This window comes from Stieleria varia, assembly GCF_038443385.1.
Classification (GTDB): Bacteria; Planctomycetota; Planctomycetia; order Pirellulales; family Pirellulaceae; genus Stieleria; species Stieleria varia.
In genome coordinates this window covers 4,307,171-4,334,136 of the sequence record NZ_CP151726.1, presented here as the reverse complement: position 1 = coordinate 4,334,136, position 26,966 = coordinate 4,307,171, and the positions used below count along the sequence as shown (strand labels likewise).

The window sequence follows — 26,966 nt, the reverse complement described above, 5'->3', positions numbered from 1 at the left end:
TTCGACATCACCATCCATCATCCGCGAGTTCGCTTTGCGTGAGGTTGATGCGGTCAGCTTGCGGCCACGGGCTGACATCGTCGGCGAGACACATTTCGATGTGACTTTGACCCTCGAACACCTCACGGACCGGGTACACGACGTACCCGGTTGCGGACGCTCGCGAGATTTTTTACATCGCGCGGACTTGCGCCACTCGCAGCTTAGCACTGCGGCTTCTTGGATTGTTTGCGACTTCGACATCCGATGGTCGCAACGGTTTGCGAGTCAGGATCTCCCATCGCTCATCGTCGCGAAACTGTTGCTTCACGATGCGGTCTTCCAGTGAATGAAAACTGATCACCGCGATGCGTCCTCCCGGTGCGATCCAGTTGGGCGCGTCCGCGAGAGTGCGTTGCAAGATCGCCAGTTCATCGTTCACAGCGATCCGCAAGGCTTGAAAGGTTCGCGTGGCGGGATGGATGTCGTGGTTCTTGCTGCGGGGTACGCAACGTCGGCAGATTTCGACGAGTTCATTGACGGTGCGAACGGGGCTTCGTTCTCGGGCACGGGCGACGATCTCGCGCGCGATCCGGCGGCTGAACCTTTCTTCGCCGAATTGATAGATCGCATCAGCGATGTCCTTCTCGCTGTTGCGTTGCAACCATTCATCTGCAGGCACACCGTTCTCGGGATCAAATCGCAGATCGAGCGGTCCGTCGTTTTGGAAACTGAAACCGCGATCGCGATCGGCGAGTTGATCGCTGGACAACCCAAGATCCAACACCATACCATCGGCGTGCGACAGCCCCAGGGCCTCGAGCGCTTGCGGGGTTTTTTCGTAGCTGCCACAGAACACGGACAGCCGATCATCCAGGTCTTCGCTCTCGGTGCGTCTCAGCACGGCTGGATCGCGATCCAGACCGATGACGTGTCCGCCTGTGCTGGGAACCACGTTGAGCAGCAGTTGGGAGTGACCTCCGCCGCCGTAGGTTCCGTCAACGATCACGTTTGGTTGGATTTCGCCCAACCAAGCAACGATCTCATCGGGCATGACGGAAACATGGCAGGTATCGGTCACTCGGATCAGCCTGCGACGAGAGGTTGGCTGCAGTGCAACGCGTTTTCCATGTTCCGGCTGACTTCGCGAAGTCGCTCCAGGTCTCCTCCGCCGACTTCGGCAGCCAGCCAACCTGTGAACTTGATGTCGCGGAGTGCTTTTTCGATCGCCGGCCAGTCCACATCACCTTCGGTGATCTTGGTGAACTTGTTCTCCGCGCGAGAGAAACCTTTGATGTCCAGTTTCATGATGCGAGGCCCCAGCGTACGAATCCACTGCGCGATGTCGCCGTATTTCCAGTGGTTACCGATATCGAATTGCACGCCGACGACATCGGGTTCATCAAAATCGTCCACGAACTTGGCCAATGCGTCGACCGTCTGATCTTGGCCGCCGTCGTGGTCGTAGAGAAAGTGGTTCCAAACGTTTTCGATCACGATCTGGATGTTGTTGTCTTTGGCAACCGGTATGACTTCGCCGATATTCTTTAGTGCCCTGGTGTAAACCTCGTCCGGCGTGCCGTCTTTCCCGTGCCCTGCGACGACCAAGACGGTTTCACCGCCCACGGCTGCGGTTTCGGTGATGGCTTGCTTCAGTCGTTTCACCGCATCGGCTTGCACGGCCGGGTCGGGATCGGTGTAGCGAACATTCCAGTGTGATCCGCCGACGCTGCCGTCGATGATCAGCCCGGATTCTTTCGCCGCCGCGATGGCTTCCTCGACAGGAAAACCGGGTGCGTTCATTTCGACGCCTTCAAAGCCGGCTTCCTTGGCCACCTTGAATTTGTCCAACAAGGAACCTTTGACGCCGATCATCCCGACCTTCAACGTTTTCCGCAGCCAGGGCGTGTTGGCAGCAGGCTTGTCCGCCCACAGGTTTGATGGGGACAGTGTTGATGCGGTCAGAGCGGCAGCTGAGCAAGCGAGGGTTGCTTTCAGAACTTCGCGACGAGTGGACATGGCAGGTCATCCAAGGCGGGGAGGGGAAAATTCGGGGACGCCAGATTATAGCCGGTCCGAAAGCAGGGCCGGGAGGGAAATGTTGCGAGGACCAGAAGCCTGTGCCGACGCTTTTTTTACGCTCGGGGGAGACAAAGGTCTGTGTGTTGTGTTGGAGGGAATTCCGGCGAATCCCATTACGCAGTCGAATACTAGCACGACGCGCAAGCGAGTGAATATGGCGACTCACTCACTCGCTTGCGCTTCGTGCTGGTATGTCCCGCGTTGTAGCGAATCGGGTCAGTCCAGCAGGTGAACCAGCAGTCCGCTGCGAAGCTTGGGTTCGAACCACGTGCTCTTGGGCGGCATGACTTCGCCCGCGTCGGATACCGCCATCAGTTGTGCGATCGATGTGGGGTACATCGAAACGGCGAACGCCCAGTTGCCGCTGTCGACGTGTTTTTCCAATTCCTTGTTGCCGCGGATTCCGCCGACGAAATCGATTCGCGGATCGGTTCGCACATCATCGATCCCAAAGATCGGACGAATGACGCGTTGTTCCAAGATGGCGACGTCCAAGCAGTTGATCGCGTCGGTTTGATCGATCGAGTCGGCGGGCACAGTCAGCAGCGACCAAGCACCATCGAGATAGATACAGAACGAGCCCGCCGATGGGGGAACCGGATGGTCGGTCTTTTCCAGCGTGCCGACTTCGCTCAACCGCTGGCGGATCTGATCGGGAGTTTGCCCGTTGAGGTCTTTGATGATTCGGTTGTACGCCAAGATGTTCAACTGATTGGCGGGAAACAGCACGGTCAAAAACCAGTTGTACTCTTCGTCGCCGGTGTGATTCGGATTGGCTTCCCGACGAGCTTTGCCGGCACGCCATGCGCTTGCAGCGCGGTGGTGCCCGTCGGCAACATAGAACGCGGGCACCGCAGTCAACGCGTTGACGTACTGGTCGCACGCATCGATTTTCCAAACGGTGTGTTGGACGCCATCGACGGCGGTGAAATCGTAAATCGGGTCGGCGGTGATCGCGGAATCGACCACCGCGTTGAGCTTCTCGTCATCGCGATAGGTCAAGAACACCGGGCCCGCGTTGGCGTTGAGCGTCATGACGTGCCGCGTGCGATCGTCTTCTTTGGCCGGACGAGTGAACTCGTGCTTGAGGATCAAGTTGTTTTCGTAATCATCGACGTGGCAACAGCACACCACGCCGACTTGGCTCTTGCCGTTCATGATCTGGCGGTACAAGAAAACCGATTCGCTGTCGTCTTGTTGCAGCACGTTGTCGGCGATGAAAGACTGCAGGTTCTCGGCGGCTTTGGCGTAGATCTCGTCCGCATACGGATTGGTGTCCGCAGGCAAGTCGATGTCGGGACGCACGACATGCAAAAAGGAGTTTGCGTTTCCTTCGGCAAGCGCCGCTGCTTCCTCGCGGTTGACAACGTCATAGGGGACGCTGGCGACGGCGGCGGCCAATTCGGGGGTGGGACGAAGAGCGCGAAACGGCTTGATTCGGGGCATCGTAAACTCGGCGAAAGATGGACTCAGTCAAGAGGCCGGAATTCTATCGAGCCTCCGACGATGCGACGACCCCCGATGGAAACGGGAGATTCAACACGGTTCCTCCCCCGTTTGACCCGTAGCCGAAGGCGTAGGAGGCACCACCAACCGGATTGCACCGCAACAACGAATGCCGCTTCCGACTGCGCCTTCGGCTTCGTGTCAAACCATGTGACGCAGAGAACTGTTTGACCCGTAGCCAAAGGCGTAGGAGACACCACCAACCGAGTACCTATTTCTTGGCCAACAACAGGTCGTCTTCCAGCAAATGACAGTACGAATCATAACGGCGTGCATCGATGCGGCCGTCTGCGACTGCGTCTTTGACAGCGCATTCGTTTTCGCTCAAGTGCAAACAGTTGGGATAGCGACACTGGCTGACGTAGGGTCTCAAGTCCGGCATCAACCCGGCGACTTCTTCGGCCGTGATGTCCCACAATTGAAACTGGCGGATTCCCGGCGTGTCAAAAACCGCACCGCCGCCGTCGATCGGGAACAATCGCGACGCGGTCGTCGTGTGGCGTCCTTTTTGATTGTCGCGACTGACCGTGGCAACGGCCAAACCCAAGCCGGGTTGGACCGCGTTGAGCAAGCTGCTTTTGCCCACGCCGCTTTGTCCTGACAATGCGGTCTGTTTTCCGTGCAACAGGGCACGCAGGTATTCGATGTTCAATCCCGATTCTGCGCTGGTCATCAGCACGCGAATGCCCATCGTCGCGTAAACGGCGGCGACCTGCTGATAGGATGCCGGGTCCACCAGATCGATCTTGTTGATCACAACAATCGGACGCAGGCTGCATTGCTGGGCGGTCAACAAGTAGCGATCGATCAGCGCCGGTTTCAAGTCCGGCTCGGCGGCACTGGTCACGATCAACAGATAGTCAACGTTGGCTACCAAGATATGCTGTTGGCCACGGCTGGTTCGGCTGATCACGCCTCGGCGTGGCTCGACGTGCTCGATGGTTCCCGAATGCTCGTCTTCGATGCGGATCTGAACACGATCGCCCGCGACGACGGCGCTGCGTTGTTCGATGCTCAATGATTTCAGAATTTGACGAATCGTGCATTCGACTCTCTGGCCGTCATCGGTCAAGACGATGCTGTTGAGCCCATAGACGCAAGTCACTCTGCCGGGGACGAGTGGACTGGCTGTTCGGCCGACAGCCGTGTTTGGATCGGCACCGCTGCTCGCCTTGGCATCGGCCACGGTGCGTCGGCGGGTCAAGTCACCTTTGCCGCTGACGCGTTCGTTCTTGACCGCGTCGGCCAATCGTTCTTGGTCGCCGAGATTGAAATCGCGTGTGAGGTCGCTTTTACGGACACGGCCCTGATGGTGCTTGCGAAACTCCGTTCGAGCCTGCTTGCTTTTCTTCTTTTTGGCCATGCAGCTTGCCGATTGAGTCGTTTTGCATTCGGTAGGGGTGAGCCGGGAGGCGTAAGCGGATTGTCGAATGGTTGCGTTACGCAATCCTTGTGAGCCGATGGCGCTAGCCACGGGCTTCGAAAGGTCACGTCGTCACCACAAGGCCCGCGGCTAGCGCCGTCGGCTCACTGAATCGACAGCCTACGAGCTCGGTCGGCTCACGAATCCTTGTTGATCACGGGTGACGTCGGGCTGCCACCGCCACTAGGAGGAAAGATCGTTTGGCCTTCAGGTTCGCCGTCCGATTCTTGTTTTCGGCGAACTTGGATGGCCGGTCCGATCAAGTCGCTGATTTGCTGCTCGTCGAGTTCTTCCTCTTCCAGCAACGCTTGAGTGATTTTATCCAGTTCGCCACGGCGTTCGCGTAGCAACTGTTCGGCCCGCTGTTCGGCTTCCAGCAAAATCCGCGATACTTCCTCGTCCACCAGTTCTTGTGTGTGCTCGCTGAACTGGCGACTGCGATGCATCTCGCGACCCAAGAACGGATCCTCGTCGCTCGTCTTGTAGGACACCGGTCCGAGTTTGGGGCTCATGCCCCAGTGGGTGACCATTCGACGGGCGATACTGGTGGCGCGTTCCAAGTCGTTCTCAGCACCGACGGTGGTCTCGTCGTAGACAATTTTTTCCGCAGCTCGGCCGCCCAGCAGCACGATCAGTTGGTGTTCCAGCTCTCGCTTGCTGACGCTCAATCGTTCTTCGTTGGGAACGTACTGCGTCACCCCGAGGGCACGACCGCGAGGAATGATGGTGACTTTGTGGACCAAGTGCGCGCCGTCCAAATGCCAAGCGGTCAGCGTGTGTCCTGCTTCGTGATACGCTGTCTTTTCCTTTTCTTCGCCCTTGAGTGTTTCTTCGCGTTTGGCCCCCATCAGGATTTTGTCGCGGGCGTAGTCAAAGTCCGACATGCTGACTTCTTTTTTGTCGTTCCGAGCCGCCCACAAGGCGGCTTCGTTGACCATGTTGCGGATGTCGGCACCTGTCAGGCCGATCGTACCCGCGGCCAAGCGATCCAATTTGACGTCATCGGCGAGCGGAACATCGCGTACGTGGACCTTAAAGATCGCCTCACGGCCCTTCATCGTCGGACGATTGACCGCGATGTGACGATCGAATCGACCGGGACGCAGCAGCGCGGGGTCCAAGACGTCGGGACGGTTGGTCGCCGCGACCACGATCACGGCTTGGCTCGGGCTGAACCCATCCATCTCGCCGAGGATTTGATTGAGCGTTTGCTCCCGTTCGTCGTGACCGCCGCCCAAGCCCGCACCGCGTTGGCGACCGACGGCGTCGATTTCATCGATAAAGATGATCGCGGGGCTGTGCTCTTTGGCGGTTCGGAACAAGTCACGGACGCGGCTTGCACCGACCCCGACGAACATCTGGATGAACTCGCTACCGTTGACTGAAAAGAACGGCACCTCGGCCTCGCCTGCCACCGCACGTGCCAGCAAAGTCTTTCCGGTTCCGGGTGGCCCATTGAGCAGGACGCCCTTGGGCACGCGGCCGCCGAGCTTCTGAAACTTCTCCGGCGTCTTGAGGTAGTCGACGATCTCCTGCAAGTCCGCCTTGACGCCTTCCAAGCCCGCCACGTCGTCGAACGTGATGCTCTTTTCGTGGGCCTCGAATCGTTTAGCGGGGCTCTTGCCAAAACCTGACAAGAAACCGCCGCCCATGATGTCGTTGCGTGTCCGGCGGATCATGAAAAAGACGAACAGCAGGATCGCGATCGGCAGCCCGATCAAGAACACAAAGTTCAGGATGTCGCGTGTGTTGTCTTGGGCGTTGTAGGTGTAGTCGACATACCCCGGGTCACCCGGTTTTTTGTCTTCGTTGGTCGCGCGAAGCTGTGCCTCCAGTCTCGCGGCGGACTCGGAGTCGAGCGAGCGATAAAACTGAAAATCTTTTTCATACAGCAGCGGGTTGCCGTCATTGTCGGTGGGCGTTTTCTCCACGCCGTCGACCATGATCTTGGGCATCGGCGGTCGCGTCTTGAAACGCCCCATCACCATGCGTTCGGCGATGCTGACACTTTCGACGTTCTTTTCCGCCAGTTGTTTGTCAAAGTAGCTCGCGGAGATCAACTCCCGCTGCTCGCTTTTGGGCCAAAACAAGATCGCGAACAAGGCCAGCAGGACCAGAGCGATCAAGACGCTGTTGTTACGCTTGGGGCCGGCGGTTTCTGTGTTGGGTTGGTCGGAACGATTATCCATTTACTTTCTTTCAGTCGGGGCCGCTTGGGGCCCTGGCTTTGATTGCTCGGTCGTTCGGGTTGATGTGGCAGTCTACGGAAAAGGCAAAAAACACGAACCAAAAGCCCGCATCGCTAACCTCGCACGCCGCCTCAACCTTTGGCAGGTGAAATTGCTAAAATCACGAGCAATCCGTCCAAAATTTGCGCGCGGTGCAAATGCCAAGCCTGATTGTAGCAATTTGTACAATCATTGAATGCGGGGGGCGGCCCCCACGATCAGCCTTCCCAGAGGCTTTCCTCCACCTGCGGCAAATCGTCCAGGGAATCGAGGCCGAAAAGAATCAAGAAACGCTCGGTCACATAGTAATGTGGCACCTTCCGGCCGCCTTCGGCAGGCGTTTCGCGTTTCAGTTCCAGCAAACGGCGGCGAACCATCTGATTGAGCAGGCTGCCGCTCTCCTGGCCCCGCTGATCTTGAACCTTTTGGGCGGTGATGCCAGGTTGGTAGGCGACCAGCGACAAAACCTCAATCGCCCCGTGCGACAATCTGGCTTCGCGGACCTTGCCCAAAAATGACTGCCGAATGCTCTCGGCCGCCGGCGCAATCGTCATCCGATACCCGGTTTCCTCTTCCACGATCCGCAACGCCTGACCGGCTTGCCGATACGACTCATTGAGCGTTTGAATGATCTCGATGACTTCTTCTTCGGTGACATCGCGCATCAAGGATGCCAAGCGGGCGGCGTTGAACAGCTTGTTCTCGGGGTGACCGACGAACAGAGCCGCCTCCACGATTCCTTCCGGAGTGACCCCCATCCCCACGTCGTCGACCAGGTCGCTTGCATTTTCAACCTCCTCGCCCTCTTCGGCCGGCTCCAGTTCGGGGGGGGCGACAAAACTCTCTGGGTCGTGAGCGGCAGCGGCCCGAGCGTAAGCGGCCCCGAGATCATCGAGCGAAAATTCGCCAAGCTCGAGTGATTGCCCGTCAGTTGCTGATTCCTCGGAGTAGGCGACATCGGCATACGGATCGTCGAAATCGGGTTCGCTGTCGGAGGAGTTTTCTTCCGCCGGGGATTCGTTTTTGTCGTCAGATTCGGGGGCGGATTTGGCCATGATCCACTGCATAACGCATCCGGGCCGGAGCGGACAAGTGCTTTCGGAGCATTCAGACTTGTTTGCTGACCCAGCGGACGAACTTGGCCAACTCGTCGTGTGCCAACAGTTTTTCCACGGTGTTGAAGTCTCTACCCAGCACTTTTTGCTTGGGAATGTAGCGGTGGATGGCGCCGTGACAATCGCGGCAAACCGAGATCGTTTGTCGCATCTGATCGCGAGAAAAATTCTTTTTGAACCATTTGTTGCTGTGGCACATCCGCGGAATCAAATGATGCTCGGTCGTGCCACGTAAAGTCCTGCGTTGGCAGAGTTTACAAGGCTCGGTGGATGATTCGGAACGGCTTGCCATGGATCAAAAATCGCAATGAAATAAGACGGTTTGCCGACTCGCGGAGTCCCTTCACCAACCGCATCTGCATACTGCCGCTAACGTGGCTTTGTCGTGTAGGATACCAAACCCACTCGTTAGCCCAATCCACCCGATCCAATCGACGCCGCCGAACCACAGCACCATGCCTGACGCCGCGAATCCGAACGACACCGCCAGTAAATCCAACCAGTCCTACGTGGTCGTCGCCCGCCGCTACCGTCCACGCGGTTTCAGCGAGTTGGTCGGCCAAGAACATGTCGGACAGGCGCTCAAGAACGCGATCGAGACAAGCCGTGTCGGTCACGCGTATCTGTTCACGGGCGCGCGCGGGGTCGGCAAAACCAGCACCGCGCGGATCTTTGCCAAAGCACTCAATGACCCCGGTGGTCCGACCGCGACACCCGACAACAACAGCGATGTCGCGCAAGCCATCGACGCGGGCGAAGACATCGATGTGATCGAGATCGATGGTGCCAGCAACCGCGGGATCGACGAAATCCGCAGCCTGCGTGCCAACGTCGGTGTGCGACCGAGTCGATCGCGATACAAGATCTACATCATCGACGAAGTCCACATGTTGACCGGCGCGGCGTTCAACGCGCTGCTCAAGACGCTGGAGGAGCCGCCCGAACATGTGAAGTTCATCTTCTGCACGACGGATCCGGAAAAGCTGCCGATCACGGTGCTCAGTCGCTGCCAACGTTTCGATTTCGCACCCGTCGAAGTCCCCAAGATCGTCGGCCGTCTGCGGGAAATCATCACCGCCGAGAATGCCGAAGCTGATGATGCGGCGTTGGAATTGATCGCGCGACGCGCCTCCGGTTCGATGCGTGACAGTCAGTCTTTGCTGGAACAAGTGCTCAGTTTCAGCAGCGGCCGTTTGACCGCCGCCGATGTCCACTCGATGCTCGGCACCGCCGATGATGAACGACTGCACGCGTTGGCGTTGGCGATGGCCGGACGCGACGCACCGTCGGCCCTCCGCCAGTTGGACGAAGCCATTGATGCGGGGGTGGATGCCGGCCGGATCGCCGAACAACTGCTGGGTTACTTTCGTGACCTGATGGCCGTCACAGTCGGTTGCGACGAATCCTTGCAGCGGCACACGTCCGTCGCAATGCACGCCGAGCTGAAACAACTCGGCGACCAATGGGGCCTGCAAACCGTTTTGGCTGTGGTCGGTCTGATCGATCACGTCCTGGTCAGAATTCGGCACAGCGTTTACGGACGCGTGCTGCTGGAATCAACGCTGATTCAAATCTGCCACTTGCCGGACTTGCAAGCCATCGCGAACTTGGCCGAAGCAGCTGGCGACAGTCTCGAAAAAAAAAACTTAACGGCTAACTCAACCAGGTCGGACGCCCCAACTGCGAGCGTCCCCTCAACGAGCAATTCATCCACCGGTCCCAACACGACTGGCCCCAACCCGACACCGGCCGCGGTCGCCCATGCGGCTGCGGAAAAAACGATCAATCCGCCGCATCTGCCGTCTGCCAACGACGAGCAGGGAGCGAAGCCACCGACGCCCCAGCCGGCGTTTGCTGCCGCCCCGGCCGCCTCCATGACAGGTTCCGCAGCGGGCGCATCAACGGTTTCGGCAACCGGTACATCGGCACAACCAACAGCGAGCGAACATGCGGTCGCCACGGCCAGCTTGCCGACCTACGAAGGGGAAAAGCAATCACTGAACCAGCAGTCGATTGCCCAAGTCTGGCAAACTGCATTGCAACACGTGGAAACGCTGACGGCGACGCTTGCCGCGATGGCCAGCAAAGTCGAATTGGTGGGCGAACGCGAAATCCGCTTGACCTTCCCCGCCGGCGCGATGGCTTTGCGACGCGTGGAAGCCCCCGAGCACAAATCGTCGTTGGCTCACGCACTGACTTCGATCGTGGGCCACCCGGTGAACTTGACCCTGGCCGCCGGCGCACCGAGCGACCCCGTTGTGGCCCCCAAAGCCCAAGCAAAGAAGCTCAGTGGCAAAGAAAAACTGGACCGGATGCGTCAGATCGAATCGCACCCGATGGTGCAGGCTTGCAAGGAAGCGTTCGGTGCCGAAGTGGTGAAGATCGATCAACCCTATTGAAACGAACATCCCTTCGCCACGTAGCAGCGTCTCTTCGAGACGTGCGGAAAATAAGTGACGCGAAATCCAAGTAGCAATCATCGCTCCGCGTGATTTTTGCAAAGAGACAAGACACTTATTTTACGTCCTTTCCTCGTGGCGATGGGGACTTGGGCCGTGGGGACTACTTTCGTCCCAAAGGGACGTAGTGGATTCCGTCCCGAAGGGACATGACATAAAAGCCCAGGGCAGAGCGCAGCGTCGCCCTGGGGTGTTTTGCGTCATTGCCCCCCAAGCCCCGAAGTGGGCGTCACAGCGTGTTTCCCGACGAGAAATTGAGCTTGACGAACCGTACGTTTGGGATTGAGAACGGTGTTTGCCCTTCCAGGGCGAGGTGGTTGTAATCGGGTGTTCGGTTACCCAGGGCGGCGCTGCGCTCTGCCCTGGGCTTTCATGTTCGGCCCCTTCGGGACGTGGGGAAACAACGAATGTAGCTTGGGCACTCTTGCCCGCCCGTGTATTGAATGTCGGCCAAGAGTGGCCAACCTACGACTAAATCAACACGCCGCTATCGCGTGCCGGCTGATAGGCGCAGCCTGATTTCGTGCTGATATGTCCCGCGTTTCCGTAATCAAAATGCTTCACGGCGTTGCCGATCCCGAAGGGTGCAGATCGCACGCCGCGTCTCCTCACCTATCGCAGCACGCCCCATTTCTTTACGCTGAGCAAATCGTCAGCAATCGGGGTCTCCCGGCGGTACATCCCGATTGCAATGAATGCCTTGTTTGCGTCTGATTCGCGGTCCTCGATTACAACATGACCGAAGGCAATCCACTGATCAATCCGAACGTCCGCTTACTGCCGTGTATCGGTTGGCGGGAATGGGTGATGCTGCCATCGTTGCGATTGCCACCGATCAAAGCCAAGATCGATACCGGAGCGCGTTCATCGAGTTTGGATGCGTTCAACATTTGCGAAATCGAAATCAATGGCGTCCCCAGTATCCAGTTCAACGTTCATCCCGTTCAGCGATCCAAAAGCCACGTTGCGCAGTGCGTCGCTCCTATCCACGACATCCGCAGCGTGCGAAGTTCGAGCGGTCAAGTCAGCACGCGGTTTGTGATTGTCACGACCGTACGATGGAAACGATCCGAGTGGGAAGTGGAACTGACACTGGCTGATCGTTCAAAGATGGGATTCAGGATGCTGTTGGGCCGCGAAGCACTTCGCGGCAGACTCTCGGTCGACCCGGGACGTTCGTTTTTGGGTGGCCGAATCAAAAAAAGGAAAAAGTTGTGAAGCTGGCGATACTCTCCTGCAGCAAAAACTGTTACAGCACACGTCGATTAAAGGAAGCCGCAGTCAACCGCGGACACCAAGTCCGCGTGCTTGACACGCTGAAATTTTCGATCGATTTGGAGCCCGGTTCGCCGGACTTGTACTATCGGTCCAAACAATTGAGTCACTATGACGCGATCGTGCCGCGGATCGGTGCCTCGATCACGTACTTCGGCACCGCCGTGGTGCGTCAGTTTGAACAAATGGACGCTTTCACCACCGCGTCATCCGCTGGAATCTCCAACTCGCGTGACAAACTGCGATCGATGCAGATTCTGAGCCGACACCAAATCGGCATCCCCGACACGGTCTTTGTCCGTGAAAAACGGGATGTCTTGCCCGCCATCGAACGCGTCGGCGGCGTGCCGATCATCATCAAATTGCTCGAAGGCACGCAGGGAGTCGGCGTCATTCTGGCCGAATCGGTCAAGACCGCCGAAGCGATCATCCAGACACTTCACAGCACACGACAGAACGTCTTGGTTCAAAAATTCGTTTCCGAAGCACGCGGCAGTGACGTTCGCGCCTTTGTGGTCGGTGACCACGTCGTCGCAGCCATGCGACGCACAGCTCAAGGAAACGAGTTTCGCAGCAACGTACACCGTGGTGGAAAAACCGAGCGTGTGATCCTCGACGAAACTTATTGCGAAACCGCCGTTCGCTGCGCTCAAATCATGGGCCTCCGCGTTGCCGGTGTTGACATGCTGGAAACCAACAGCGGCCCCCAAGTCCTGGAGATCAATTCATCACCCGGATTACAAGGCATCGAGACGTGCACACAACTGGACATCGCCGGTGCGATCGTCGATTACACGGCAGCCCGCGTTGACTTTTCAGAAATTGATATTCGCCAACGGTTGACCGTCAGCAGCGGCTACGGCGTCACCGAAATTCATATCCCGGACGGCTCCGAGTTCATCGGCAAGTCCATCGACGAGTCCGGCTTGCCAGAAAAAGACATCAATGTGCTGACACTTTATCGTGGCAGCAGCGTGATCCCCAACCCGAGGCTCAAACGCACGCTGGAACCCAACGACCGCTTGCTGTGCTTTGGAAAACTCGAGCATATGCGGGGCATGATCCCCGAGAAAGCAAGACGAAGACGACGACCAAAGGTGCAGCAGCTGGAAACGGAAGTCTTGACCACCCCCTACGAAGCCAAAGCGGACGCCTAGGCGCGGATGACTGATGCGGGTGATTGATTATTATGTCCCTACTGCCGGCGCAGCTAGTGGCCCCCAGTGAGCCTCAGGCGCTAGCCGTGGGCTGCCGGCGCAGCTAGTGGCCCCCAGTGAGCCTCAGGCGCTAGCCGTGGGCCTGAGGCGGATTGTGGTGCCGGCCCACGGCTAGCGCCTGAGGCTCACTCTGATTGCGATGCATGGAACAAAAAAATGGACTGAAAAAACAATGTCAACCCCAAACTTCTGCCCAGCCGAGTGACGAATGCGGGTCATGAGCGACCGATCTACGTCTGGGCAGACAGGGTGGATTGCCACCGCCCCCCTTGGGCAGCGAGTTGTCACGGCTAAAAAAACATTGACGAACGATGTGGCGCGGAGCATTCTATGGTTCACTTGCTGAGAACGCTTCAACGCGAGATCGGCAAGCTTGGGCCGGCTTGATCAGATCGCCTGCACAACGAATCTTGCCCTTCATGTTTACCGTACATGCTTATCCGGCAATTTTTGCGGGGTGCGGATAATCGATTCATTCGCACCAGGCGAATCTTTTTTGGGGGTGTTCCCTCACAGTTCAGATCATGCCGATTTGTTGTGAGTAACCTAGCGTTTTCTCGAACTGCCACCCGTTCCGAAATCCCCACGCCTGACTCCAATGAAATTTGATCCGTCCGCCATTCGCGTGGCTCAAGATCCTCCTCCCTTTGCGTTGTCCAAGGATGAGAAAAAAGCATTGGCCGGTATTCTGACGCCGTTGTTGGGCGGCAGCATCTTTGTTGCGGTCTTGGCCTGCGTTTGCTTCATGGCTTGGAATGAGCCCGCTGACTCTCAAGGATTGAGCCTCGTGGAAAAACAAACGGTCACCTACGCCTGCGGGGCACTCATTTTGGCGACCTTCACGATGATCGTTTTGAGCGTCCGCGCCGCATTCAGAGGCACGCGTTCCCCATCAAGCAACAGCGCCGAGTTCAACCCAACCGGGCAACGCGTTGCCGCCTAGTGGTCGGGGACAGCTAAAAGTTAGGGTTTGCCGTAGTGGATCTTGTTAAAGATCCCACCGCTACAGGATCTTTAACAAGATCCACTACCCTGAAGATAAGTCCAGTCTTAGAACGTGGGTTCGGTAGATGAGCCGTTTTGGCGTTAGCCACGGTTTTCGTGACACAACCGTGGCTAACGCCAAAACGGCTAACCCCAAAATCAAGACCGGACGATGCACTAGTGCAATCTCTGCATACTGCTCACCCCGAAATCATCTCATCCATTCACCAGCCAGCGGCTGACGTGGACTTGGTTCCTCGCTATCATGGGGCGTCGCGGTCACCTGAACGTGATTGCTTGAAAGACGCATTTCATTCGCCCCTCTACGACGTTAGTGAGCTTCGATGTTCAAAGGATTGGGAAATCTCGGCAATATCGCTTCGATGGTCGGAGCCTTTCAGGAGTTGCCCCAGCGGATGCAAGAGCTGAATGCTCGCATGCAATTGGAAACCGTTAGCGCCTCCTCAAGCTGCGGAAACGTCTCTGTCACGATGACCTGCGTTGGCAAGCTCGAATCGGTCTCGATCCGATCCGATGACCTGGAAAAAGACGTCATCGAGCAAGCCGTCTTGGACGCAACGAACCAAGCCGGCGCGGCCGCCAAACAACGCTACGCCGAAGCCATCCGTGAAATGGCCAGCGACATGAACCTGAACATACCGGGTATCGAGGGGATGATCAGCTCCATGACTGGGAATGGCTGAGCCGGATGAACAAACACGCAGGTGCCGTCTCCGAGCTCGTTGATCAGCTCGGTCGCTTGCCAGGTGTCGGTCGCAAAAGCGCAGAAAGGCTAGCATTTCATTTACTGCGGGTCCCCGAAGCGGAGGCATTGGCTTTGGCCGATGCGATCCGTAAAGTTCGCAAGGACGTTCAGTACTGCAGCATTTGCTTCAACCTCTGTGAAAGCTCGCGATGCGCGATCTGCAGTGACGACTCCAGGGACGCCACACGACTCTGTGTGGTGGAGCAGCCTCGTGACCTGATGAGCTTGGAACAGTCTCAGGCTTTCAAAGGTGTCTACCACGTTTTGCTCGGTCGCATCGCACCGCTGGACGGAATTGGCCCCGACCAACTGACCATCGACTCCCTGATCGATCGAGTCCGCACGGGCAATTTTGTCGAAGTCATCATGGCAACCAATCCGACCGTGGAAGGCGACGGGACATCGCTCTACATCTCCAATCTGCTCAGCGAATTCCCGGTCCAGATCACACGCTTGGCCCGAGGCATCACGGCCGGCAGCGTCCTGGAATACGCCAACCGAGAAATGATCGCCGACGCCCTGACCGGCCGCCAGAAGTTCTAGCGCTGTTTGGTCGTGTCTCCTACGAATACGCCTGCCGGTCAAACGGGGGTGAAATCCGCCTGTTGGCGTCTTATTTGTCCCGGCAGACGAGTCATTGCTGGCATTTCCTTGCCACCGCAATGTTTTCCTAATCCACCCCTCCCGGCACGTCCTCACGCCCGGTCTGCTCCGTTTCCAAAGATGAATTGAGACAAGACTTGCTCCGTGCGGTATGATCTCATCAGTCGGAACGGTTTTTGCAGCGGGCGCTGCAAAAACATCGCCATGTCAATTCAGACCGTCCGCAATGTCAGTTCACTTGAGCCGATGCCATGAGTGGAATGCGTATGTCGATGGGCCTCCAAGCCCGTCAAATCCAAACTCAAAAACTCGCTCCACGGATGATCCAATCCATGGAGATCCTCCAGTTGCCACTGCTGGCACTGCAGGAACGCATCGAGCAGGAGATGAACGAGAATCCGCTGCTGGAGTTCCAGGAGGGTGATACGATTGGCGAGACCGAGTTGGAGGCCCCCTCCAATGACACTCGCAGCGAAGACGAGAAGGAACTCGTTGTCGACGACAACAGTGACAACAGCGAGGACTTCGAGCGTCTTCAGAACATGATCGCCGAGCTACCGAGCACCTTCGACGATTCGTTCCGACGATCAGCCGGTGGAATGCAAGACGACGCGGATCGTCGCCACGACTTGATGGCCAACGCCCAGTCGCGTCCCGAGTCGCTGAACGATTTCCTGCTGCACCAACTCGCAGAGATGGACATCGACGACCGCATCGAAAAGCTTGCCGAGCGAATCATCAGCGTACTCGATGCGCGTGACGGCGGATATTTGCGAACGCCGCTCGCCGACTTGCTGCCGTCCAATCACACCGAAGCCGATTTGGTGTTGGCCGAAGAAGCTTTGGCGGTGGTCCAGTCGCTCGAGCCCGTTGGCATCGCGGCCCGCAATCTGAGCGAGTGCTTGCTAAAACAGCTTGCCCCCGATTTTCCGCACTTCGAAGAAATGCAGACGTTGATCACGTCGCACTTGGAAGACCTGGCGGCCAACCGATTGCCACAAATCGCCAAGAAAACGAACTACTCGATCGAGTTGATTCAAACCGTTCGAGACGAATTGCAAGGGCTCAACCCCAAGCCGGGCGCCGCGTTCATGGAGACGCATGTCCCCAACGTGACGCCGGACATCGTGCTCGAACAAGACGAAGACGGCGAGTACAAGGTCCGCTTGGACGACGATCGCGTCCCGACGCTTTTCATCAGCGAGTACTATCGCCAACGTTTGCAGGACCCGAATTGCTCGACGGAAGAACGTGAGTTCATCAAGCAAAAGATCAACGGTGCGCAGTGGCTGATCGACTCGATCGAACAGCGGAGGAGCACGTTGACCAAGGTCGCTGAAGCAATCGTGGAGCACCAACGCAAGTTCTTTGACGAAGGCCCCGAGGCGATCGAACCGTTGAAGATGCAGCAAATTGCGGACAAGGTCGGCGTGCACGTCACGACCGTCAGCCGAGCGGTGGACGACAAGTGGATGCAGACCCCGCGTGGCATCCTGCCCCTGCGAAAGTTCTTTGTCGGCGGCACACAGACGGAGGACGGAGACGATGTGGCTTGGGCCACCATCCGTATCAAACTGCAGGAGCTGATCGACAAAGAAGACAAGGCGGATCCCTACAGCGACGAAAAGCTGGTGGATGAACTGAAAAAGGCGGGCATGACCGTCGCCCGCCGAACGGTCACCAAGTACCGAAAGCGAATGGGCATCCAAAGCAGCCGCCAACGCAAAGACTGGTCTCTGACCCAAAAGTAAGCCGCCTGCCGTCTCATCCTTGAACATCGTCGCTCGACTTTCCAAGTCGATAGCGAGCGGCACCTCAGCGGCCAGCCATCACCAGACACGGCCGCCGGGCAAGTCAAACCGAATGTGTTGACAAACGCCCGGTCGCGAGCCCCAAACGCGTCGTTTCCGTTTATGACTCGGAGGGTCGAACGACTATCGTCGCTCGACTTTCCAAGTCGATAGCGAGCGGCACCTCAGCGGCCAGCCATCACCGGACACGGCCGCCGGGCAAGTCAAACCGAATGTGTTGACAAACGCCCGGTCACGAGACCCAAACACTTCGTTTCCGTTTTCGACTCGGAGAGTCGAACGACTATTGTCGCTCGACTTTCCAAGTCGATAGCGAGCGGCACCTCAGCGGCCAGCCATTACCAGAAGCCGCCGCCGGGCAAGTCAAACCGAATGTGTTGGCAAACGCCCGGTCACGAGCCCCAAACACTTCGTTTCCGTTTTCGACTCGGAGAGTCGAACGGCCATTGTCGCTCGACTTTCCAAGTCGATAGCGAGCGGCACCTCAGCGGCCAGCCATCACCAGACACGGCCGCCGGGCAAGTCAAACCGAATGTGTTGACAAACGCCCGGTCGCGAGCCCCAAACACTTCGTTTCCGTTTTCGACTCGGCGGGTCGAACGACTATTGTCGCTCGACTTTCCAAGTCGATAGCGAGCGGCACCTCAGCGGCCGGCCATCACCAGAAGCCGCCGCCGGGCAAGTCAAACCGAATGTGTTGACAAACGCCCGGTCGCGAGCCCCAAACACTTCGTTTCCGTTTTCGACTCGGCGGGTCGAACGACTATTGTCGCTCGACTTTCCAAGTCGATAGCGTGCGACACCTCAGCGGCCGGCCATCACCAGACACGGCCGCCGGGCAAGTCAAACCGAATGTGTTGACAAACGCCCGGTCGCGAGCCCCAAACACTTCGTTTCCGTTTTCGACTCGGAGGGTCGAACGACTATTGTCGCTCGACTTTCCAAGTCGATAGCGAGCGGCACCTCAGCGGCCGGCCATCACCAGACACGGCCGCCGGGCAAGTCAAACCGAATGTGTTGACAAACGCCCGGTCACGAGACCCAAACGCTTCGTTTCCGTTTTGGACTCGGAGAGTCGAACGACTATTGTCGCTCGACTTTCCAAGTCGATAGCGTGCGACACCTCAGCGGCCGGCCATCACCAGACACGGCCGCCGGGCAAGTCAAACCGAATGTGTTGACAAACGCCCGGTCACGAGACCCAAACGCTTCGTTTCCGTTTTCGACTCGGAGAGTCGAACGACTATTGTCGCTCGACTTTCCAAGTCGATAGCGAGCGGCACCTCAGCGGCCGGCCATCACCAGACACGGCCGCCGGGCAAGTCAAACCGAATGTGTTGACAAACGCCCGGTCACGAGACCCAAACACTTCGTTTCCGTTTTCGACTCGGAGAGTCGAACGACTATTGTCGCTCGACTTTCCAAGTCGATAGCGAGCGGCACCTCAGCGGCCAGCCATTACCAGACACGGCCGCCGGGCAAGTCAAACCGAATGTGTTGACAAACGCCCGGTCGCGTGCCCCAAACGCGTCGTTTCCGTTTTCGACTCGGAGGGTCGAACGACTATCGTCGCTCGACTTTCCAAGTCGATAGCGAGCGGCACCTCAGCGGCCGGCCATCACCTGAAGCCGCCGCCGGGCAAGTCAAACCGAATGTGTTGGCAAACGCCCGGTCACGAGACCCAAACGCTTCGTTTCCGTTTTCGACTCGGAGGGTCGAACGACTATTGTCGCTCGACTTTCCAAGTCGATAGCGAGCGGCACCTCAGCGGCCAGCCATTACCAGACACGGCCGCCGGGCAAGTCAAACCGAATGTGTTGACAAACGCCCGGTCGCGTGCCCCAAACGCGTCGTTTCCGTTTTCGACTCGGAGGGTCGAACGACTATCGTCGCTCGACTTTCCAAGTCGATAGCGAGCGGCACCTCAGCGGCCGGCCATCACCTGAAGCCGCCGCCGGGCAAGTCAAACCGAATGTGTTGGCAAACGCCCGGTCACGAGACCCAAACGCTTCGTTTCCGTTTTCGACTCGGAGGGTCGAACGACTATCGTCGCTCGACTTTCCAAGTCGATAGCGAGCGGCACCTCAGCGGCCAGCCATCACCAGACACGTTCAGCGAGAGGGAATTCTGGCGAATCCCATTACCAGGAGTTTCGACGCCAGAGCCACCATTCCTCCTAGCTTCCGTGTCAACCCCAGTTTCTTGTGAAACCGATCTTGTTTCACCAACCCTCTCTCACCTAACTTCCCCTCCGTGCGGCACAACTGTCTGATCAGTACGGTGCCAAGACTCGATTGTGGAAAGTGGCTCCAGTGGGAAGGATTCTCTGCGTGGTCAATCAGAAGGGAGGCGTTGGCAAAACCACCACCGCCGTCAACCTGTCTGCCGCCTTGGCTATGTCTGGACAGCGATGTTTGCTGTTGGACATGGACCCGCAGTGCAATGCAACCACGTCCTTGGGCCACAAACCGTCTGACGGGCATGCCTTGGTGAAAGACGTGGCGTGCCAGGAGGCGATCGAAACGACGCACATCGAAAACCTTGCGATCCTGCCCAGCAGCCGCAGTTTCCAAGATGTCGACTTGCTCGCCCACGGCGACGACCAACAAACAACGCGAGTGCGAAAACATATCGACAGCGTCATCGATCACTACGACTTTGTCTTGATCGATTGCCCACCCAGCGTGGGCGAACTGACCCAAACGGCCTTGTCCGCCAGCACTGAAGTATTGATGCCGATCCAGTGCGAGTACTTCGCCATGGAAGGCCTGACCCAATTGATCAAGGTGATCAAGAAAGTGATCGTCGCCACTGATGGTCGTCTGACCTTTGGCGGGATCTTGTTGACCATGTACGATCCGTCGTTGGAACTCACGCGTGAAGTGGACACGGAAGTCCGCGAGTTCTTTGGCGACATCGTATTTGATTCGGTCGTGCCCCGGGACGTTTCGCTGAGCGAAGCTCCCAGTCACGGCCAAACTGTTTTTCAGTATGCACCGCGATCGCGCGGCGCTTTTGCTTACACCCAGCTGTGCATGGAGGTGCTCCAGCGTGACTAGTACAACGACCGGAAAAGATCGACGTTTGGGAAAAGGGCTCGCCGCATTGTTGGGGACCGAGTTCGATGACACGCCGGTCAGCGACAACTCAGCATCCGCTGCCTCCGCCAGCGGCATCCAAGCACTGGAATTGCCCGTCGAAAGCGTCCTGAACAATCCGTTCCAGCCGCGCCGAGAATTCAATCCCGACGAGATCGCATCGCTCGCCGAAAGCATCAAGAACCATCAGCAACTGCAGCCGATCCTCGTTCGCGTGGTCGATGGCAAGTATCAACTGATCAGCGGCGAACGACGTCTTCGCGCGACGATCCACGCGGGATTGAAAACGATCCGCGCCGAAGTGCGCGAGGCCGATGATCGCTTGGTCGCCGAGTTGGCGATCATCGAGAATCTACAACGCAAAGACCTCAGCCCGATCGAAAAGGCGTTGTCCTTCAAACGCTACATCGATGAACACCAGTGCAAACAAGATGACTTGGCACGCCGCCTGAGCATCGACCGCAGCACGATCGCCAACCTGATGCGATTGCTGGAACTGCCGCAACCGGTGCTGGACTTGCTGCAAGCCGGTGAACTGACCGCCGGCCATGCACGTGCGTTGCTGCCGATCGGTGACGAGGAAGTTCAGTTGCGAACGGCGCAGAAGCTGATCGAAGATCAAATCAGCGTTCGCGGTACCGAGACGTTGGTCGCCGAAATGTTGAAGGCCGAGGAGGACGCGGAGACCGGCAAGAAGGTCGTTAACGCGACTCGCCAAAAACGCCGTCAGCCTTCGCCACACATCGAAGCGATGCAGCAAGAATTGCGGATGGTGTTTGGAACCAAAGTCGAGATCAAAAGCTCCGCACGCGGACGCGGCAAGATCACGATCCACTTCAGCGACGCCGACGAGTTCGAACGGCTCCGCGACATCATGAGCCAAAACACCCGGCCGCAACTCCGCGTCGCCGGCTGATCGTCGCTCGACTTTCCAAGTCGAAAGCGCACCCCCGGGCCGCCAAACGCGGGTGCCGCCTCCCGTATAACGGCAGCCGAAGGAGACTGCTGACTCTGTCGAACTCCGTAGGATCTGTGAGCCGATGGCGCTAGCCACGGGCCTCGAAGGGCTTCGTGAACGCCACCAGGCCCGCGGCTACGGGTCAAACGAACCTTCACGCACCCCCGTTTGACCCGCAGCCGAAGGCGCAGGCGGCAGCGGCATTCAACCCTGCGATCCCATCCGCCTGGTTGCGTCTCCTACGCCACCTACCACGGGTCAAACAGACTCATCCGTCGGTTAATTTCCGGCGCGCCGCTTCTCGGCCGCTTTCTGGCCCTATAATCTTGCGTGCAGAACTTACCCCGACGCAAATCTCTTACCGGTCTGCCAATCCATGCGGTTTCGCTCGGTCATCTTCAATCTCATCGCAGGAATGCTGGCATTCCTCGCTGTCGACACCTGCTTGGCTGCCGATTCGGACGCCAAGAAGGGATATGTGGTCGATGTCCCAGTCCCTCTCGGGGCGGATTCGACGAGCAATGTTTTGCTGCAATTGGAGCGACTTGCCAAATCGGTCCCGGAGGGCGAGCGGATCACGGTCGTTCTTCGCTACGCAAAAGACGCAGCGGGAGGCGAGTCGACGCCGTTCGAGGACGCCTTGAAATTGGCACGCGCTTTGACGGGCTCGGATCTTCGGGCGCTCAAGATCGCGTCGTATGTGCAGGGCACCGTCAACGGCCACTCGGTTCTACCGATTCTGGCTTCCGACACCGTGATCCTGGCGCCTGGTGCGATCCTCACCGACGCCAGTGCTGCCGAAAGTGCTCCCGACGAAACGATCGTGTTGAGCTACCGCAGCATCGCTGCCCGCCGCGGTCTGTTTCCGCCGGCGATCGTGACGGCGCTGGTCGATCCCGGGGCGGAACTCGCTTGGGTGTCCAAAACGAGCGGCGGACAGGTCTTTGCCACAGGCGACGAACTGAAAGAACTACGCTCATCGGGCGACGTGTTGAGCGAGGAAGTCTGGTCGGCGTCGGGTAGTTCGCTGAAGATCGAAGCCGAACAGTTGCGTTCGACCAAGATCGCGGCCGGCATTGTCGACTCCCTCGAGGGCGTTGCCGAGATCTTGGACTTGGCCGAGACCAGCATCATCGATGACACCGCGGTGGCGGGCGAAGCCAAAGGCGTGATGCTGGACATTTCGGGTGCGATCTCCTCCAGTCGTGTTCGACGTTGGCAAAGTAATCTCGATGCGACGCTGGCCGGTGGCGACATCAACACCTGGATCTTGTCGATCGATTCCAGCGGAGGAGACTTTGATGAGAGCGCTCTCTTGGCCGCCACATTCGCTTCGCCCAGCCCGCCACTCCGCAGCGTTGCGGGGCTGATCGAGAACGAAGCTCGCGGGGACGCCGCATTGATCGCGATGGCTTGCAAGCCGCTGTTGATGAAAGCGGATGCGACTTTGGGAGGCCCCGGGCAAGACACGATCAGCGTCGGGGAATTGGACAACTATCGTGAACTGATCGATCAAATTGCGGTCTCGGCCAAGCGTCCACCGGCCTTGGTTCGTGGATTGCTATGCCGTGATTTGGAAGTCTATCGGTTCACGAACAAGAAAACCGGACGCGTCAAATACGCAACCAAAGAAGGCTTGGTCAGTGAGTCGGACGAGCCGGATTTGGAACGGGATCGCTGGGACCAAGGAGAGCTGATCGATTTGACGATCGGCTTGTCCGCCGATAAAGCGATCGAGCTGGGCCTGGCAGACGGACGCAGCGATTCCCTCGACGATACATCGCGACGCATGGGTTTGGCAGGAACGCCGCCCCCGGTGACCGACCGCGGCGTGGTGCGATGGGTCGAACGTTTGGGGCGTTCCCAAGGCCTGATGTTCTTGCTGTTGGTCGTGGGCTTCATCACGCTGTCATCGGAAGCCAACGCGCCGGGGATGGGGGTTCCAGGGTTCATTTCCCTGGTTTGTTTTGGACTGTATTTCTGGATGAAATACCTCGCGGGGACGGCCGAGTGGCTGGAGCTGGTTTTGTTCTTTCTTGGAATCATCTGCATCGCAATCGAAGTCCTAGTGATCCCGGGGTTCGGCGTGTTCGGAATCGGTGGCCTAGCGATGACGATCCTGGCCATCGTCCTGATGAGTCAAACGTTTGTGATTCCCAAGAACACCTATCAAATCGAAGTGTTGACGCGGGGATTGTGGGTTGCGATCGGTGGAACAATGGGATTGTTCGGCGGATTTTTGCTCATGCGTTGGCTCTTTCCACACGTCCCATTGTTCAACGCGTTGGTGATGGAAACCCCCGATGCGGCGGCGGTCAACGAAGCAGAAAAGCTCGTGGACTTTAATCATTTATTGGGAAAAACAGGAAACACAACCACACCGTTGCGACCTTCGGGAAAAGCGAGGTTTGGCGACGAAATCATTCAAGTCGTCAGTGACGGCACCATGGTCGACTCCGGCGTGGAAATCCGAGTCCTCGAAGTCCTCGGTTCACGGGTGATCGTCGAACCCATCACCTAGCCAACCCGTACGTCAGCCCTATGTACGTCAGCCTTTCCAGGCTGACACACCCGCCTCGTACGTTAGCCTTTCCAGGCTGACACTCCCACTACCATCTAAGGTATCCTTTCCCACTTGAAACCTCCATGACCGAGTCAGGCTAGAAAGCCTGACGTACATTTCCCCACGCCAGCCCTTCGCCGAAATGCCGCTTTACTACGCGATCGGGTTACTGTTCCTTTTCGTCATCCTGCTGATTGTCGAGTTCTTCATCCCGACGGCAGGGATGCTGGGAGTCGCTGCCGCGATCACCGCTGTGATGGCCATCGTCATCGGGTTCACACACAGCACGTTGGCCGGCGGCGCGATCACAGCGTTTGTGCTGACAGCCACTCCCGTCATTTTGATCACCGTCATACGCATTTGGCCCAATACGGTCTTCGGGAAACTGATCCTGAATCGTCGTCCCGGCCAAGAACACGTGCACGATGAAAGGACCACTCGCAGCGGCCGGCCGCTCAAGGAGTTGGAGGGAATGCTCGGGGTCGCCAAATCGGATCTCTTGCCAGCGGGCCTGATCGAGATCGCGGGGCACAAAATGGACGCCATCAGCACGGGCACCCCGATCGATGCGGGTACTCGTGTGGTCGTCGTCAATACCAACGCTGGCAAGATCCGGGTTCGCATCGCAATGGAGTCCGAGATCCAGGCCGACGCGGATGCAAATCAACAAGTAAACTTGCCTGATTCACTTCTCAGCGAGTTGCCAAGCGCCGTCGATGCTGCTTCGGACCAACCAACACCCACGTCGAGCACGTCGTCCCCATCGAACGCGTCGAGCAAATCGAGCAAATCGAGCACGTCGAACAAGTCATCCCCGGACGAGTCGCCTCGTCCAGCCCAGCCCAACATGCTCGACTCGCTGGACCTCGACTCGCTGGAATAGAGCAGCGGACGCTGTCAATCAGGCAATTTCCCACGACGATTATGGCGATCGGGGTTGCCACTACCCCGCACCTTGCTTGACACCAGCATTCCGGGCCGGGACATTAGTTCATACGGCAGTGCAAGACGATCACTCATAACGGACGGAGACCTCTCAATGTCGGCACCGGCACTTTTCCTGACTTCACAGCTCGGTTTGATCCCCCTGTCGGTTTTCGCTCAGCTTTCCAACCTGGGCATCTTTGGTCTCGTCGCGGCATTGATCGTGGTGATCGGGATCCTGGTTGCATTCTTTATCCTCGTCAGCTACTTCGGATTGTGGATTCAGTCCAAGCTCACGGGGGCCGGAGTCACGATCGGCAACTTGCTCGGCATGACCTTTCGAAAAGTCAACACACGAGCGATCGTGCGATCCAAGATCATGGCAACTCAAGCCGGTTTGGACGATCCGGATTTGAGCAGCGACTCGCTCGAAGCACACTATTTGGCCGGTGGTAATGTCCAGCAAGTCATCCGAGCCGTCATCGCCGCTCGTAAAGCAAAGACGATCTCGCTGACGTTTCGCGAAGCCGCCGCGATCGACTTGGCCGGCCGCGACGTGTTGGAATCCGTCAAGACGAGTGTGTACCCCAAAGTCATCGACTGTCCGCCCAGGGGATCGGTCAAGCCGTCGTTGGACGCGGTGGCAAAAGACGGCATCCAACTAAAAGTACGCGACCGAGTGACCGTGCGCGCCAACCTGCAACAGTTGATCGGTGGTGCAACGGAAGAAACCATCATCGCGCGTGTCGGCGAAGGAATCGTGAGTGCGATCGGTAGCGCCGATGATCACAAAGCGGTTCTAGAAAACCCCGACGTGATCAGCAAAGCTGTGCTCGCCAAACGACTTGACTCGCAAACTGCATTCGAAATCGTCTCCATCGACATCGCCGATATCGACGTCGGTGCAAACATCGGTGCCCGACTGATGGCCGACCAAGCCGAAGCTGACACGCAAGTCGCGCGGGCTCGTGCAGAAGGAAAGCGGGCCGCAGCGGTTGCGGAAGAACAAGAAATGCAGGCCAAGATCGAAGAAAGCCGCGCGAAACTCGTTCAAGCCCAAGCGTCCGTACCGGCATCGATGGCGGAAGCCTTCCGAACCGGGAAACTGAACATTCTGGACTACTACAAGCTGCAAAACGTCAGTGCAGACACCGAGATGCGGAAAGCGCTGGCAGGCACCAGCCGACAACAAACTGAGAAACCAGGCGAGTAGTCGTTGGCGCTGGCTCCTGATCCACACAAACCTCAATGCGATGATTCGATATGGCTGGTGATCTCGAAGAGTTCCTGAGACGCGCCGCAGAGCGCCGGGCGCAGAAACAACAACAACAACAGCAGCAACCCGCTGCGCCGCCCCCGCCGCCCCAGCAAAGTTACACCAACAGCCGCACGGAACGCCAAGTCCGTCCGGCCGCCGAAGAAGTCGTGATGGCGGAGATCGTGGAGGAACCGGTCAACGCGATCGCCGAACGCCAGCGTCAAGTCGCCGAAGCAAGAAAACGCGCGGAAGTCGCCCGCAAAAAACTGGCCAACTCCAAACGGAGCGTCAAGCATGTGGACGAAGTCAAAGTGGCCGTGAGCGTGGACGAAACGCCGACCGGCATCACCCCCGAAGCGTTGATCGCAATGCTCCGCCGCCCCGGCGGTCTGCAACAAGCCATCTTGCTCAGAGAGATCTTAGAACGCCCCGAACGAAACTGGTAGCGAACCGCCTCGCTGCTCATACTCGCTCAGCTCTCGGGACGTGCGGAAAATAAGTGTCGCGAAATCCACGTAGCAATCATCGCTTCGCTTGATTTTGGCAACGAGAGAGGACACTTATTCTCCAAACCGATCACGATGTGGTTAAACAACACAGCCTGGGGTCGCGGCGATGCCAGCGCACCCCGGGTTAGCTCCGATAGCTGCGGAGCAGCGACAGCATAAAGCATGGGGTGCCAACCCCATGTTTCTGCACGCGAGTCCGCCCAGAAGC

General features: G+C 57.9%; 21 protein-coding genes. 13 read left to right on the top strand and 8 right to left on the bottom strand.

Annotated features, from left to right (window positions below; all coding sequences use genetic code 11):
* Window positions 1-172: 172 nt before the first annotated feature.
* The 7 genes from rsmH to Pla52nx_RS14575 all read right to left on the bottom strand — a co-directional run bounded on the left by rsmH (window position 173) and on the right by Pla52nx_RS14575 (window position 8,625).
* A complete protein-coding gene (rsmH, locus tag Pla52nx_RS14605) occupies window positions 173-1,060 on the bottom strand; it encodes a 16S rRNA (cytosine(1402)-N(4))-methyltransferase RsmH (protein WP_342190407.1) in 888 nt (295 codons plus the stop codon).
* Window positions 1,061-1,065: 5 nt separating this feature from the next.
* Window positions 1,066-1,998 (bottom strand): sugar phosphate isomerase/epimerase family protein, encoded by a 933-nt coding sequence (locus tag Pla52nx_RS14600; protein WP_146520964.1) that lies wholly within the window; start codon window positions 1,996-1,998, stop codon window positions 1,066-1,068.
* A gap of 279 nt (window positions 1,999-2,277) precedes the next feature.
* Window positions 2,278-3,507, bottom strand: a complete 1,230-nt coding sequence (locus Pla52nx_RS14595; RefSeq protein ID WP_146520965.1) for a DUF1015 domain-containing protein — start codon at window positions 3,505-3,507, stop codon at window positions 2,278-2,280.
* A 271-nt stretch (window positions 3,508-3,778) separates the two neighbouring features.
* On the bottom strand, window positions 3,779-4,930 hold the full coding sequence (rsgA, locus tag Pla52nx_RS14590) for a ribosome small subunit-dependent GTPase A (protein WP_146520966.1): 1,152 nt from the start codon (window positions 4,928-4,930) through the stop codon (window positions 3,779-3,781).
* 197 nt (window positions 4,931-5,127) lie between these two features.
* Window positions 5,128-7,179, bottom strand: a complete 2,052-nt coding sequence (ftsH, locus tag Pla52nx_RS14585) for an ATP-dependent zinc metalloprotease FtsH (protein ID WP_146520967.1) — start codon at window positions 7,177-7,179, stop codon at window positions 5,128-5,130.
* A 257-nt stretch (window positions 7,180-7,436) separates the two neighbouring features.
* Window positions 7,437-8,273, bottom strand: coding sequence for an SMC-Scp complex subunit ScpB (locus tag Pla52nx_RS14580; RefSeq protein ID WP_197454716.1), 837 nt, complete (start codon window positions 8,271-8,273; stop codon window positions 7,437-7,439).
* 52 nt (window positions 8,274-8,325) lie between these two features.
* Window positions 8,326-8,625: a hypothetical protein gene (locus Pla52nx_RS14575; RefSeq protein ID WP_231742085.1), complete on the bottom strand. Its 300-nt coding sequence runs from the start codon at window positions 8,623-8,625 to the stop codon at window positions 8,326-8,328.
* 163 nt (window positions 8,626-8,788) lie between these two features.
* Between Pla52nx_RS14575 and dnaX the strand changes: the two genes are divergently transcribed.
* The gene (gene dnaX / locus Pla52nx_RS14570) at window positions 8,789-10,732 is read left to right on the top strand and encodes a DNA polymerase III subunit gamma/tau (protein WP_146520969.1); all 1,944 of its coding nucleotides are present in this window, start codon (window positions 8,789-8,791) and stop codon (window positions 10,730-10,732) included.
* Between the two features lie 531 nt (window positions 10,733-11,263).
* On the opposite strand, the gene Pla52nx_RS14565 is transcribed toward dnaX, so the two are convergent.
* On the bottom strand, window positions 11,264-11,389 hold the full coding sequence (locus Pla52nx_RS14565; RefSeq protein WP_261344252.1) for a hypothetical protein: 126 nt from the start codon (window positions 11,387-11,389) through the stop codon (window positions 11,264-11,266).
* Window positions 11,390-11,527: 138 nt separating this feature from the next.
* Between Pla52nx_RS14565 and Pla52nx_RS14560 the strand changes: the two genes are divergently transcribed.
* The 12 genes from Pla52nx_RS14560 to Pla52nx_RS14505 all read left to right on the top strand — a co-directional run bounded on the left by Pla52nx_RS14560 (window position 11,528) and on the right by Pla52nx_RS14505 (window position 26,695).
* Window positions 11,528-12,010, top strand: coding sequence for an ATP-dependent zinc protease family protein (locus Pla52nx_RS14560; RefSeq protein WP_146520970.1), 483 nt, complete (start codon window positions 11,528-11,530; stop codon window positions 12,008-12,010).
* Window positions 12,007-13,224, top strand: coding sequence for a RimK family alpha-L-glutamate ligase (locus Pla52nx_RS14555; RefSeq protein ID WP_146520971.1), 1,218 nt, complete (start codon window positions 12,007-12,009; stop codon window positions 13,222-13,224). Before Pla52nx_RS14560 ends, Pla52nx_RS14555 begins: the two co-directional genes overlap by 4 nt.
* A 658-nt stretch (window positions 13,225-13,882) precedes the next feature.
* Window positions 13,883-14,227, top strand: coding sequence for a hypothetical protein (locus Pla52nx_RS14550; protein ID WP_146520972.1), 345 nt, complete (start codon window positions 13,883-13,885; stop codon window positions 14,225-14,227).
* A 385-nt stretch (window positions 14,228-14,612) separates the two neighbouring features.
* Window positions 14,613-14,972, top strand: coding sequence for a YbaB/EbfC family nucleoid-associated protein (locus tag Pla52nx_RS14545; RefSeq protein WP_146520973.1), 360 nt, complete (start codon window positions 14,613-14,615; stop codon window positions 14,970-14,972).
* A gap of 5 nt (window positions 14,973-14,977) precedes the next feature.
* Entirely contained in the window at window positions 14,978-15,577 is a 600-nt protein-coding gene (gene recR / locus Pla52nx_RS14540; protein ID WP_146520974.1) for a recombination mediator RecR, read from the top strand.
* A 320-nt stretch (window positions 15,578-15,897) separates the two neighbouring features.
* The gene (gene rpoN / locus Pla52nx_RS14535) at window positions 15,898-17,388 is read left to right on the top strand and encodes an RNA polymerase factor sigma-54 (RefSeq protein ID WP_146521285.1); all 1,491 of its coding nucleotides are present in this window, start codon (window positions 15,898-15,900) and stop codon (window positions 17,386-17,388) included.
* Between the two features lie 2,372 nt (window positions 17,389-19,760).
* A complete protein-coding gene (locus Pla52nx_RS14530; RefSeq protein WP_146520975.1) occupies window positions 19,761-20,507 on the top strand; it encodes a ParA family protein in 747 nt (248 codons plus the stop codon).
* Window positions 20,500-21,462: a ParB/RepB/Spo0J family partition protein gene (locus Pla52nx_RS14525; RefSeq protein ID WP_231742086.1), complete on the top strand. Its 963-nt coding sequence runs from the start codon at window positions 20,500-20,502 to the stop codon at window positions 21,460-21,462. Before Pla52nx_RS14530 ends, Pla52nx_RS14525 begins: the two co-directional genes overlap by 8 nt.
* 418 nt (window positions 21,463-21,880) lie before the next feature.
* Window positions 21,881-24,025, top strand: coding sequence for an NfeD family protein (locus Pla52nx_RS14520; protein WP_146520977.1), 2,145 nt, complete (start codon window positions 21,881-21,883; stop codon window positions 24,023-24,025).
* A 184-nt stretch (window positions 24,026-24,209) separates the two neighbouring features.
* Window positions 24,210-24,950, top strand: coding sequence for an NfeD family protein (locus Pla52nx_RS14515; protein WP_146520978.1), 741 nt, complete (start codon window positions 24,210-24,212; stop codon window positions 24,948-24,950).
* 156 nt (window positions 24,951-25,106) lie between these two features.
* Complete coding sequence (gene floA, locus Pla52nx_RS14510) at window positions 25,107-26,204, top strand: flotillin-like protein FloA (protein WP_342190406.1); 1,098 nt, start codon at window positions 25,107-25,109, stop codon at window positions 26,202-26,204.
* 50 nt (window positions 26,205-26,254) lie between these two features.
* Window positions 26,255-26,695: a hypothetical protein gene (locus Pla52nx_RS14505; RefSeq protein ID WP_146520980.1), complete on the top strand. Its 441-nt coding sequence runs from the start codon at window positions 26,255-26,257 to the stop codon at window positions 26,693-26,695.
* Window positions 26,696-26,966: the final 271 nt, after the last annotated feature.